The sequence below is a fragment of the Thiobacillus sp. genome, assembly GCF_024708915.1.
Window position 1 is genome coordinate 1 of record NZ_JANJXQ010000001.1, and the last position, 11,757, is coordinate 11,757.

Annotated in this window: 11 protein-coding genes; 5 read left to right on the forward strand and 6 right to left on the reverse strand. The window is 63.5% G+C overall.

From position 1 onward, the window contains the following. The first annotated feature begins 480 nt into the window (after positions 1–480). The 3 genes from Q0L94_RS00005 to Q0L94_RS00015 all read left to right on the forward strand — a co-directional run bounded on the left by Q0L94_RS00005 (position 481) and on the right by Q0L94_RS00015 (position 3,222). Entirely contained in the window at positions 481–1,137 is a 657-nt protein-coding gene (locus Q0L94_RS00005; RefSeq protein ID WP_296748873.1) for a carbonic anhydrase, read from the forward strand. A gap of 95 nt (positions 1,138–1,232) precedes the next feature. After that, positions 1,233–1,505: a zinc ribbon domain-containing protein gene (locus Q0L94_RS00010; RefSeq protein WP_296748875.1), complete on the forward strand. Its 273-nt coding sequence runs from the start codon at positions 1,233–1,235 to the stop codon at positions 1,503–1,505. A gap of 133 nt (positions 1,506–1,638) precedes the next feature. After that, positions 1,639–3,222, forward strand: coding sequence for a sigma 54-interacting transcriptional regulator (locus tag Q0L94_RS00015; protein WP_296748877.1), 1,584 nt, complete (start codon positions 1,639–1,641; stop codon positions 3,220–3,222). Positions 3,223–3,570: 348 nt separating this feature from the next. Here the strand turns inward: Q0L94_RS00015 and Q0L94_RS00020 are convergent, their stop codons facing one another. From Q0L94_RS00020 to pdhA, 3 genes are all read right to left on the reverse strand, one after another. Then, positions 3,571–6,582 carry an FAD-dependent oxidoreductase gene (locus tag Q0L94_RS00020; RefSeq protein ID WP_296748879.1) on the reverse strand — a complete coding sequence of 1,004 codons (3,012 nt, stop codon included), beginning with the start codon at positions 6,580–6,582 and terminating at the stop codon, positions 3,571–3,573. Between the two features lie 114 nt (positions 6,583–6,696). Next, on the reverse strand, positions 6,697–7,680 hold the full coding sequence (locus tag Q0L94_RS00025; RefSeq protein WP_296748881.1) for an alpha-ketoacid dehydrogenase subunit beta: 984 nt from the start codon (positions 7,678–7,680) through the stop codon (positions 6,697–6,699). Between the two features lie 19 nt (positions 7,681–7,699). Continuing rightward, the gene (pdhA, locus tag Q0L94_RS00030; protein ID WP_296748883.1) at positions 7,700–8,701 is read right to left on the reverse strand and encodes a pyruvate dehydrogenase (acetyl-transferring) E1 component subunit alpha; all 1,002 of its coding nucleotides are present in this window, start codon (positions 8,699–8,701) and stop codon (positions 7,700–7,702) included. Between the two features lie 112 nt (positions 8,702–8,813). Between pdhA and Q0L94_RS00035 the strand changes: the two genes are divergently transcribed. Then, a complete protein-coding gene (locus Q0L94_RS00035) occupies positions 8,814–10,277 on the forward strand; it encodes a leucyl aminopeptidase family protein (RefSeq protein ID WP_296748885.1) in 1,464 nt (487 codons plus the stop codon). 10 nt (positions 10,278–10,287) lie between these two features. Here the strand turns inward: Q0L94_RS00035 and Q0L94_RS00040 are convergent, their stop codons facing one another. Next, complete coding sequence (locus Q0L94_RS00040) at positions 10,288–10,608, reverse strand: carboxymuconolactone decarboxylase family protein (RefSeq protein ID WP_296748887.1); 321 nt, start codon at positions 10,606–10,608, stop codon at positions 10,288–10,290. Positions 10,609–10,708: 100 nt separating this feature from the next. Between Q0L94_RS00040 and Q0L94_RS00045 the strand changes: the two genes are divergently transcribed. Further along, complete coding sequence (locus tag Q0L94_RS00045) at positions 10,709–11,389, forward strand: RluA family pseudouridine synthase (protein ID WP_296748889.1); 681 nt, start codon at positions 10,709–10,711, stop codon at positions 11,387–11,389. Between the two features lie 28 nt (positions 11,390–11,417). On the opposite strand, the gene Q0L94_RS00050 is transcribed toward Q0L94_RS00045, so the two are convergent. Continuing rightward, positions 11,418–11,594 (reverse strand): hypothetical protein, encoded by a 177-nt coding sequence (locus Q0L94_RS00050; protein ID WP_296748891.1) that lies wholly within the window; start codon positions 11,592–11,594, stop codon positions 11,418–11,420. Between the two features lie 9 nt (positions 11,595–11,603). Beyond that, positions 11,604–11,757, reverse strand: a 154-nt coding sequence (locus tag Q0L94_RS00055; RefSeq protein WP_296748893.1) for a superoxide dismutase family protein, incomplete at its 5' end; no start/stop codon positions are given.

The window sequence follows — 11,757 nt, forward strand, 5'->3', positions numbered from 1 at the left end:
CGGAAGTCATGAGCCGTATCGCGGCGCCCATGATCGGCGGCATGGTGTCCTCGACCGTGCTGACGCTGGCCGTGATCCCGGCGATCTATGCGCTGGTCAAGCAATGGGAACTGGCGAGACGAATCCGGCTCGGCATGGCCAGCGACCCAATGGAACCCCGATCATGAAGGCTGTAACGATCTGTCGGGACAAATTCCAGATCTTCTCTGCTTCCTATAGGAAATACGCATTCTCACCAGCCTGCAGCGTCATGTCTTTGGAGGTTCTGGCCTTTTGAGGCCATCCCCCTGGGAAGCATGTGATCCCACCCCGCCCGCGACGCTAACCGTATCTATTTGTTTCTTATATGTAAATTGATATGGCGCATCTGTTGCTATACAGAAACTGCGGGCCCGCCGCTTGGTGACTATTCAATCGGGACGTTTCGTGGTCGAGCGTCGGGCAGCCGTTTTAACTCAATTTCTTAAATGGAGACGCAAAATGACAACACTGAAGGACACACTGAACGCGCGGACTGCTTCCTACGACCATTGGGCCCAGCGGCGCCACTATGGGCCGGAAGGCCACAACAATAGAAGCCTCTGGGTGCTGGCCTGCATGGACGAGCGCCTGCCGGTGGATGAGGCCTTGGGGATTCGTGTGGACAGCCCGGCTGGCGGCGGCGACGCCCACTGCTTCCGCAATGCGGGCGGCATCGTCACCGACGACGCGATCCGCTCCGCCATGCTGACCTGCAATTTCTTCGGCACCAAGGAAATCGTCATCGTCCAGCATACCCAGTGCGGCATGCTGGCCGCCAACGCCAACGACCTGGAGCGGATGCTGAAGGAAAAGGGGGTGGACACGGACAACCTGACGCTGGACCCGACCCTGCCCGAACTGAAGCTGGACAAGGGCGGATTCGCCAAGTGGATCGGCATGATGGACGATGTGGATGTGACCTGCATGCGCACCATCGAGACGATCCGCAATCACCCCCTGATTCCCAAGGACGTCGTGGTCAGCGGCTGGATATGGGAAGTGGAGACCCGTCGGCTGCGGGCGCCCACGTTGGATGCCAAGGTGCGAGGCCGCGTGCCTGACGTCCGTTGCACGGACTTCGGGGTGAATCAGAAACAACCCCCGCGGTGGAGCTGATCGGCCCTCGGGGCGTGCTTGCGAGCCCTGAGAGGAAGTAGAACGCACCGCTCCAGGCGGTGCGTTCGGTCTTGATTGATTACCCGGGAGTTCATATGCCGACATATGATTATCGCTGTGTGCAGTGCGGGACACCGTTCGAAGCCAGCCACGCCATGAGCGAGCCCGCGCCGGATTGTCCAAGCTGCGGCGGCCGGACGGAGAAGGCCATTCTCGTAGCGCCGGCCATGCATGGCCAGATGGCGCGGGGGCGTGAGCTCGCGATGCGCTCGCTGCCGACCGCCAGGACGAAGGCCGGCCCGAATGGCCATGGGCCGGGCTGTAGTTGTTGCGCACCCCGCACGACAAGTACGGTCAAGACGGATTGAAAACGCCTGTTGGCGGCATTTCCTGCACATCCAGCCTGCCTTGCCAGGATGGGAATGCGGCGGTGGGTCCTGTCGCGCACGTTGCGACACTGCGGGCCCTCCAGTGCCGCCCCGTCTTTCTGGAGGATCATCCATGTCTCACGTGTTGCTTTCCGAATTGAGTCCACTTTCGTTTCTGCAAATGTTCGTCACGCAGAGTGTCAAGCTTGCGGGGCAACAGCCGCAAGAGGGCGCAGCCTGCCACAACCATATCCAGATTCTGGGGCTGACCGCCAGCAGCTGTCTGGAGGCGCATGCGCGCCAACAGCTCGGTCTGTCCGGCGAAATCAGCCGCGATCAATACACGGCGCTGGTCGTCAACATCAAGAACCAGATCGGCGGTGGCTTTGCGCCGGCCGCAGACGAGGCAGGAGCCGTCCGTGTAATGAACAACTGCTGCCCCTTCGGCGACCGGGTCAAGGAAGCGCCCGAGCTGTGCCGCATGACGTCGTCCGTGTTCGGAGGCATTGCCGCCCGTAATTTTGGCTACGCCAAGGTGGAATTGCGCCGACGCATTGCCAACAACGACGGCTGCTGCGAAGTGCTGATCCATATCGACCGGGAGGCGGCCCGGGACAAGTATGGCGACGAGTACGTCAGCGAGGACGGTGCCATCGTGTCCCGCATGGCTCTGGAAGAGGTGACCGTACGGGTGGCGGAAAAAATGGCGCAGATCTGGCGTCCCGCGAATGGAGACGAGCCCAATAACTGTCGTGGCGGACCGGAGATCGTGGCCGAATCGCTGGCCATGCGCGAGGCGCTGGGAGCCGTCGAACTGGTGGCCCCCACCATGGCCAATGTACTGATCAACGGCGAAACCGGCGTAGGCAAGGAAATCATCGCCCGTGCCATCCATGCGCTCAGCAACCGCAGCGACGGTAAGTTCGTCGCTGTCAACTGCGGGGCGATCCCGGACAACCTGACCGAGAGCGCCTTGTTCGGCCACGAAAAAGGGGCTTTCACCGGGGCGCACGAAATGCGCCAGGGCGTGTTCGAGCGGGCTGCGGGCGGTACGCTGTTTCTCGACGAGATCGACAGCCTCCCGCTCCTGTCGCAGGTCAATCTGCTACGCGTGCTGCAGGAAGGCGAGTTCGAGCGGGTGGGCGGCAAACAGGTGCTGCACGCGGACGTGCGCATCATCGCCGCCTCCAATACGTCAACGGACAAACTCCTGACTGGGGGCGGCTTCCGCCAGGATCTCTACTACCGGTTGAACGTCGTGCCCATCCATATTCCTTCCCTGCGGGAGCGGAGGGAGGACATCACCGCGCTGGTCAATCATCTGCTGCCGCGTCTGGCGGCGCGTTACCAGCGGCCCCGGAAAGTGCTGGGCAGCCAGGCCTGGGCACAGGCTATGGCCTACGAGTGGCCTGGCAATGTGCGCGAACTGGAAAACGTGCTGGAGCGCGCATTTCTGTTCGCCAGGGGGCAAGTCATCGACGAGCTCGGCGTACGGCTCCCGGACGAGACCGGCTTGTCGCAAGCAGAGGATTTACGCAGACGTAAGCAGGGCGCGGTTCGGGATATCGAGACCAAGGCTCTACGCGACGCCCTGCAGCGTCAGGCCGGCAACGTAAGCGCAGTAGCCCGTGAGATAGGCATCACGCCCCGGGCGGTTCATCAGAAGTTGCGAAGCTATCATATCGACGCCGCCGCTTATCGCAAATCGGGCAAATGAGCCGGGGGTGAACGGATAACGGCATCACAAATCAATGATCGGCTTTCGCCATGGAATCCAGGAACTGCTGCATGACCTGAAGTATGTCCAGGCAGAACTTCGCGGGTGAGCTTGAAGCGAATGGCCGCATTGCGCTTTACGGTGGCGGTGGCGGTGGCGGTGGACCGAGGTTCAAGCCTGGGACGCCATGAACCGGGCCCAAGGCTTAAGGCATGACCAGAAAAGCATTCAAAGACAATGCAATCGATGAATCGACGCAGAGGTGCTGAGGATTCGGAGTCGAGTCTCGGTAGACATGAACGACCGGGGCCGCAAATGCGGCCCCGGTCTTTGGTGCTTCCGAAAGATTTACTTCTTCGCCGTCCGCCGCAGGCGGTTCAGCAGCCGCCGCGCCAGCTCGCCGAACAGCTCGGTCTGCGTCGGATGCGGGAAGATCGCCTTGGCGACCTGGGTCAGCGTCATCTCGCCGGCCACCATCATCACGCCGATGCCGATCAGGGTGTCGGTGTGGTCGGCAAGGTAGTGCACGCCGATGATGCGGCCGCTGGCCTTGTCGGCCACCAGTTTGATCATGCCCTCGGTTTCGCCGGTGATCATCGCCTTGGCGTCGATGCTCATCGGCATCTTCGCTTCCACCGCGTCGATGCCCTTGGCCTTGGCCTGCGCCACCGAGAGGCCGACGAAGCCGGCCTGCGGACGCGAGAAGGTGACGCCGCAGTCGCGGTCCTGGTCGTATTCGCTGGCGTGGCCCAACAGGTTGTCGGCGGCGACGCGGCCCTGCGTGGCGGCGGTATGGGCGAGCATGTAGCCGCCGATGACGTCGCCGACCGCGTAGATGTGCGGCGCGCTGGTCTGGCAGCGGGCGTCGACCTTGATCGCGGCACCGTCGAGTGCGACGCCGATTTTGTCCAGATTCAGCCGGCTGGTGTCGGGGCGCTTGCCGGTGGCCATCAGGACGACGTCGCAGTCGAAGGTCGACTCGATGCCTTCCTTGTTCGCGTAGCGCAGCTTCATCGCGCCGGGCTTGCCGGAGACTTCGTTGATGGCGGCGCTGGTGACGACCGTGATTTCCTTCTCCAGCGATGCGATCAGAACCTTGCCGATCTCCTCCTCGATTTCAGCGAGGATGCGCTCGTGGCGTTCCAGCATCAGCACTTCGGTACCGAAGTCGCGGAAGATCTGCGCCATCTCGACGCCGATCACGCCGCCGCCGACGATGCCGAGTTTTTTCGGCGGCGCTGCAAGGTTCCAGATGGTGTCGGAGGTGACCACGCCGCCGCTCGCCAGGTTTTCGCGCGCGCCGGGGATGGGCGGCACGAAGGCGGGGGCGCCGGTAGCAATGACGGCAGCACCGAACGTCACTTGATACGGTTCGCCCTCGACCGGCGTGATCTTCAGCGTATGGGCGTCGACGAATTCGCCGTAGCCTTCGCGCACGTCGATCTTCATGCCCTTGTCTGCCTTCAGCGCCATCTCGCCGCGGCTGGTCTGCACCCAGCGGCGGTGCTTCTCGACCTGGGCCCAGTTCAATTTCGGCGTATTCGTGCCGTCGACGCCCATCTCGGCGTCGTGGGCGCGGTTGCGGATGACGTCCGCCGCGGCGCGCCAGGCCTTGGACGGGATGCAGCCGCGCCACAGGCATTCGCCGCCGGGGAAGGGCTCGTTGTTGACCATCAGCACCTTGATGCCGTGGTCGGCGAGGTCGCGCGCGCAGTCCTCGCCGCCGGGGCCGCCGCCGACGACGACCACGGGAAAGTCCCAGTTACCCTCGGGGATGGGCGATACGGCGGGCGCACCGTGTGTGGCCGGCGCGTTTGCCGCCTCACTCCTCGCGCCTGACGCCTCACCGCTTATCCAGTTTTCCGGCGCCTCGATGGTCTGCTTCAGCGTCGCCAGATACAGCGCCACGTCGGCGCCGTTCAGCACGCGATGGTCGCCGGTGATGGTGAACGGCGTGCCCTGTGGGCCGTTGGCGGCGATCGCCAGGATCGCCGAGATGCCGGGGGTGGGGATCGCGGTGAAGTGCGACACCCCCAGCATGCCCATGTTGGAAATGGTGAAGGTGGGGTTGGAGTACTCGGCGGGCGCCAGCTTGCGCACGCGCGCCCGCTCGACCAGGCCGGTCCAGTCGCCCTGCAGCGCCGCCAGCGGCTTCTTCTCGATGCCGTGCAGGATCGGCACGACGAGGCCGCCGTCGTTCGACATCACCGCCACGCCGAAGTCGTGGTTGGCGCGTTCGACCAGCTTGTCGACCGGCTGGTAGGCCCAGTTCATGCGCGGGAATTTCGCCATCGCGACCGAACAGGCCTTGGCGATCGCCACCGTCACCGAGACCTTGTTCGCCTTGGCAGCGGCGGTCAGCTTGCTGGTGTCGATGTTCACCGTGACGTTGAAGGTCGGCAGCGTCAGCGAGGCGGTCATCGCGTGACTCACTGCCTTTTCCATCGAGGTCATGTTGCGGCCCTGGCCGGGCACGTCGACCTGCGGCAGCGAGTGCGCGACTTCCTGCATCGAGGGGCGCGCGCGCGCCACGTCGGCGGCGACGATCACGCCGGCGGGACCGCTGCCGGCAAGCCCGGCGATGTTCACGCCGAGCTGCGCCGCGACCTTGCGGGCGTAGGGGCTGGCCGGGCGGCCCGGTACGCGTGCCACCGGCGGCTGGTTGCCGGCGGCGGCGACCTGCGCCGGCGCGGCCTTGGGCACAGGAATCGTGGCGGGCTTGTCGGCGGCGTGCGGCGCGACCTTGTGGATGTCCTTGACCTTGTGCTCGGCGGAAATCGTCACGCCGGTGTCGTTGGCCTTGGCGGCATCGTCGACGATGAAGGCCATCGGGTGGCCGACCTCGACCACGCTGCCGACATCGGCGATGGGGCCGGAGAGGAAGCCTTCCTGGAACACCTCGACGTCCATGATGGCCTTGTCGGTCTCCACCGTGGCGACGATGTCGCCGCGCCTGATGGCGTCGCCGGGCTGTTTTTCCCAGGTCACGACCACGCCTTCCGTCATGGTGTCGGAGAGCTGCGGCATCACCACCGGGGTGCCGGCGTGGTGCGGGATCATTTCGGTCTGCGCCTGTTCTTCCACCACTTCACCGGCGGCAATCGCCACGTCGCCCGCGGTGTCGGTGATATAGCCGAGCGCGGCGCCGACGGCAATGGTCGCGCCGACGTCGGCGAGCGGGCCGGCCAGATAACCGGCCTTGAACACCTCGACGTCCATGATGGCCTTGTCGGTCTCGACGGTGGCGACGATGTCGCCGCGCTCGACCTTGTCGCCCGGCTGCTTTTCCCAGGTGACGACGACACCCTCGGTCATGGTGTCCGAGAGCTGCGGCATGGTAATCGCGTAGTGTTGGGACATGCTTGGATCCTAAAAATCGTTATCCGCGAAGGACGCGAAGGGGCGCGAAGAAAAACCTGAACGGGTTTTGCTTGCTTCGCGTTTCTTCGCGTCCTTCGCGGACAAAAAAGGGTTTTACGCCTTGCCGAACAGCTTCAGCACCGCCTTGACCACATCCTCGTGATCGGGGATCGCCGCTTTTTCCAGCGTGTGGTTGTAAGGCTGCGGCACCAGCGCGGAGTGGACGCGCACCGGGGCGGCGTCCAGCTCGAAGAAGCATTCTTCGTTGATGAGGGCGATGACTTCGGAGCCGACGCCGACCGGCGCTTCGTCCTCTTCGGCGACGACGGCGCGGTGGGTCTTGCTGACCGACGCCTTGATGCCGGCGCGGTCAAGCGGCGACAGCGAATAGAGGTCGATCACTTCGGCCGAGATGCCGTACTGCTTGTCGAGGATCTCGGCCGCCTTGAGGCACCAGTGCACCGAGATGTTGTAGCCGAACAGGGTGACGTCGGTGCCGGCGCGGGCGATCTCGGAGCCTTCCAGCGGATGGAAGTATTCGCCGTCGGGCACTTCGCCCTTCATGTTGTACATCAGTTCGTGTTCGTTGATGAACACCGGGTCGTCGCAGCGGATCGCCGACTTCAGCAGGCCGTAGGCCTGTTTCGGATTCGACGGGGTGACGACGCGCAGGCCGGCGATGCCCATGAACACCTTTTCCATGCGCGCCGAGTGCTGCGCGCCGAGCTGGTGCGCAGCGCCGCCGGCGGAGCGGAACACGCACGGCGCGGTCAGCTGGCCGCCCGACATGTAACGCACCTTGGCGGCGGAGTTGAACATCTGGTCCATCGCCAGCCAGGCGAAGTTGACCGACATGATTTCGATGATGGGACGCACGCCGAGGAAGGAGGCGCCGATGCCGAGACCGGTGAAGCCGCCTTCGGAAATCGGCGTGTCCATCACGCGCAGTGGGCCGTATTTTTCGTACAGGCCCTTGGTCGCCTTGTAGGTGCCGCCGGCCACGCCGATGTCCTCACCCATGCAGATGACCAGGGGGTCACGCGCCATTTCTTCGTCGTGGGCGCGCTGGATCGCTTCCCAGTACATGATGTTTGCCATGCTTTTTATTCCTTAAACCTTAAGCGGCTTTGCCGGTGAGCCACGGGAGCTGGGTTGCGCGATCGGCTAAAACGTATTTTTCGAGATCCTCGACGCGCGGTTCGGGCGACTCCTCGGCGAACTTGATCACTTCGTTCTCGATATAGGCATCGGTTTCTTTTTCCAGCGCCTCGTAGTCGGCCATGGTCATCGCGCCCGCCGTAATCAGGCGGTCGCGCAGCAGCAGGATGGGATCGCGCTGCTTCCACGTTTCTTCCTCCTCGCGCGAACGATAGCTGCGCGCGTCGGACATGGAGTGGCCGCGGTAGCGGTAGGTCATCAGTTCGAGGAAGAAGGGGCCGTTGCCCGCGCGCACGTGATCGACCGCCTTGCGCGCGTGCTCGTACACGATGTCGATGTCCTGGCCGTCGCATTCGTCGGCCGGGATGTTGTAGGCGGCGACGCGCTTGTGCTGGTGCACCACGGCGGTGGAACGCTCGATCGAGGTACCGATGCCGTACAGGTTGTTTTCACACACGAACAGCACCGGCAGTTTCCATAGCGCCGCCATGTTCATCGTTTCGTGGAACACGCCCTGGTTGTTGGCGGCATCGCCGAGGAAGCAGATGGAGATCTCGTCGCCACCTTTGAGCTGGATCGCCTTGGCGATGCCGGCCGCCAGCGGGAAGGGGCCGCCAACCAGCGCGTAGCCGCCCATGAAGCGGTGCGCCACGTCGAAGATGTGCATCGAACCGCCGCGGCCCTTGCTCGACCCGGTCTCCTTGCCGTACAGCTCGGCCATCACTTCTTTCGGGTCGGCGCCGCTCTTGATCGCGTGGACGTGGTCGCGGTAGCCGGTGATCACGTAGTCGTGGCCGGGGCGTGCGGCTTCCATCACGCCGTTGCAGCAGGCTTCCTGGCCGGGATAGAGGTGCAGAAAACCGCCGATCTTGCGTTCGATATAGGCCTGGTAGCAGCGCTCTTCAAAACGGCGGTGCAACACCATTTCGCGCAGCACACGTTTCTTGTCTTCAATCTTCATTCGGTTACCCTTGTTGGATGGGGCGGAAAACGCGCTGGAAAAAAATCAAACGCGTAATTATCCGAGAAACCCCGCTAACCATCAAGAAAAACGCCATTCACAAGGAAACGCCGTGCTGCCTAAACTCACTGAAAATAAACAGGAAATAACCGTTAAATCGCTGGCGGCGGTGGCGCATGCATTGTTGCTGCTGCCGGTGTCGAAATCGCTGCCCGAGGTGCCGGGCGGCGTTGAACTCAAGGCCGCGATGAAGCGACGCGATCTCAAGATCGACGCGCTGGCCAAGTCGCCGGTGGCGGTGCAACTGCCCGGCGGCACCCTTGCGGTCTACGCCATGCTCAAGGCCGACGCCAGCACCTTCGAAACCCACGAACTGGTGCGCAAGGCATTGGCCTTGCTGCTGGGCGAACACCCCAAATCACTGGCGCTGGCCGTGTTCGGCGAGGATGCATTCAAGGCGCATGCAGCCGAGGCGGCGGTGTACACCGCGCTGGTCAATGCCGTGCCGCTGCCATCGCGCAAATCCAAGCCCGATCCGGCGCTGAAAACCGTGCAGCTCTTCGGCCACCAATCGGCCGACGGCTTCGCCCGAGCGCAGGCGCTGGCCGAAGGCAACCTTCTCACCCGCAGCCTCACCGTGCAGGGACCGGACGAGCTCTCCCCCGGCGTCTACCGCAAGCGCATCAAGGCGCTGGCGAAGCAGTATGGCTGGACGGTCGAGGAATACGGCTTCGACAAGCTGAAGAAGATGGGCGCCGGTGCCTTCTGCGCGGTGGCGCAGGGCTCGCCGTCGAAGGATGCGGCGATCGTGCGGATTCGCTGGGAAGGGGGAAGGGCAAAGGGCAAGGGGTCGAAGAAGGTGGCCTTCGTCGGCAAGGGCATCTGCTTCGACACCGGCGGCCACAACCTCAAGCCGGCCAAGCACATGCAGGGCATGCACGAGGACATGAACGGCTCGGCGGTGGTGCTCGGCATTCTCGCCGCCGCGTCGAAGCTGAAGCTGCCGGTCGCGCTGGACGGCTGGGTCGCGCTCGCCGAGAACCACATCAGCCCGCAGGCCTACCGGCAGAACGAAGTGGTCACGGCGCTCAACGGCACCACCATCGAGGTCGTCCATACCGACGCCGAAGGCCGCATGGTGCTGGCCGATACGCTGACCTTGGCGGCCAGGGGCAAGCCCGACCTCATCGCCGATTTCGCCACGCTCACCGGCTCGATGCACTACGCGCTCGGCAGCCGCATGTCCGGCGTGTTCGCTTCCTCCAGCACGATTGCGCACCAGGCCTCGCGTGCCGCGACCTCAAGCGGCGAACGTATCGTCGTCTTCCCTTATCCGGACGATTACGACGAGAGCCTCGATTCCACCGTCGCCGACGTCAAGCAGTGCAGCATGGAAGGCGAGGCCGATCATATTCTCGCCACCCGTTTCCTGTCGCGCTTCGTCGGCGACACGCCGTGGCTGCACATGGATCTTTCGGGCCACAGCTGCAAGGGCGGGCTGGGCGCGGTGATGAGCGACGCCAACGGCTTCGGCGTAGCCTGGGCGATGGCCCTGCTGGACGGCTTGAAGGGCTAGCCGCCTTCTTTCATTGCTTCCGCAGGATGTCGCCGGCCCAGCTCAATGCGGCCGACACCGTAGGAAATCCAAGCGTGCTGGTGAGGAGAACGATGGCATGGTAAACCTCCTCGGGGCTTGCCCCGTTATCGATCGCCCTTCTGACATGGCTGTGAACGGCGCCCTCGGAATGTATCGCGATAGCCGCGGCGAGCTGGATGAGGTTCGCAGTCTTTCCGTCGAGTGGCCCCTGTTTTTTGAGAACCTTACCGAGGTCTTCAACCGCATCGATGAACGCCTGGTGCGTTTTTTTCTCGAGCAGATAATGCTCGGGAAGTTTTTCCTTTGACATGAGATCCTCCAAATTCGGCTCCTGGGAATTTCACTTTAGCCGAGCCCCAGGCTGAACTCGAAAGAAATGTCGGAAAAGGAAAGGAATACGGGATTCCGCAATGAAAAATCACCCCGCTGACCATGATGCCGAATCTGCCTGCTCTGCCATCGAGCCACGCTATGCAGACCACACCCTGCTGGTACTCGACAAGCCCAGCGGCCTGCTGGCGGTGCCGGGGCGCGGTGTGGACAAGCAGGATTGCCTCGCCGCACGGGTGCAGGCCCGCTATCCCGACGCTCTGGTGGTGCATCGGCTCGACATGGCCACCTCCGGACTGATGGTGATGGCGCGCGGTGCGGCGGCGCAGCGTGAACTCTCCAAAGCGTTTGCCGCGCGCGCAGTGACGAAGCGCTACATCGCAGTGGTGGCCGGACGGCTGGACGTGCCGTCGGAAGAGTGGGGAATCATCGATATGCCGATCGTCGCCGACTGGCCCAGGCGGCCGTTGCGGATCGTCGATCGCATTCACGGCAAGCCGAGCCTCACCCGCTGGCGCGTGCTGGGGGTCGACGAAACCGGCGCGGGCACCCGAGTCGAACTCGAACCCGTCACTGGCCGCTCGCATCAGTTGCGCGTTCATCTGCGTGAATTGGGCCATCCCATCCTGGGTGACGCGCTGTATGCGCCGCCCGATGTGCAGGCCCGGGCCGGGCGCTTGTTATTGCACGCCTGGTCGCTGCGTTTCGCACATCCGTTGACAGGGGACGCGCTTGCGTTCGAGAGCCCGGCGCCGTTTTGACAGGCCCGGCCCTCGAACGAGGACTGTTTTATTGATTCGGCCAGATGAAGTTTGAAATGGCATCAAGGTTCAGCTTGCTCGGACTGTGTGTGGCAGCGAGGTAGGCCGAATCAATAACCATTAAAAGCAGCGTTCTATTGAGACGGGCCAGCGAGCCGGTCAAAGCAGGACGCCGTGAGAAATACAGTGCGGGTTCAAACATCATCGGGCCGTGTCAATAGTTCGCTACGCCGCAAGCCATGCGCGCACCGCCGCCACCGAGCGGTGCCGGGTGATCGGCATGGTTGTCCCCCCCGACGTGGATCATCAGCGAGCGCCCTTTCATGTCGGCCATCTTCAAGCGCGGCGCCAGCACGGGCTGGGTCGCG

Excerpts from the sequence above, each read along its gene's own strand:
- Q0L94_RS00015 (WP_296748877.1), top strand. The coding sequence starts at position 1,639 with ATGTCTCACGTGTTGCTTTCCGAATTGAGTCCACTTTCGTTTCTGCAA.
- pdhA (WP_296748883.1), bottom strand. The coding sequence starts at position 8,701 with ATGAAGATTGAAGACAAGAAACGTGTGCTGCGCGAAATGGTGTTGCAC.
- Q0L94_RS00045 (WP_296748889.1), top strand. The coding sequence starts at position 10,709 with ATGAAAAATCACCCCGCTGACCATGATGCCGAATCTGCCTGCTCTGCC.
- Q0L94_RS00025 (WP_296748881.1), bottom strand. The coding sequence starts at position 7,680 with ATGGCAAACATCATGTACTGGGAAGCGATCCAGCGCGCCCACGACGAA.
- Q0L94_RS00020 (WP_296748879.1), bottom strand. The coding sequence starts at position 6,582 with ATGTCCCAACACTACGCGATTACCATGCCGCAGCTCTCGGACACCATG.
- Q0L94_RS00010 (WP_296748875.1), top strand. The coding sequence starts at position 1,233 with ATGCCGACATATGATTATCGCTGTGTGCAGTGCGGGACACCGTTCGAA.
- Q0L94_RS00040 (WP_296748887.1), bottom strand. The coding sequence starts at position 10,608 with ATGTCAAAGGAAAAACTTCCCGAGCATTATCTGCTCGAGAAAAAAACG.
- Q0L94_RS00005 (WP_296748873.1), top strand. The coding sequence starts at position 481 with ATGACAACACTGAAGGACACACTGAACGCGCGGACTGCTTCCTACGAC.
- Q0L94_RS00050 (WP_296748891.1), bottom strand. The coding sequence starts at position 11,594 with ATGATGTTTGAACCCGCACTGTATTTCTCACGGCGTCCTGCTTTGACC.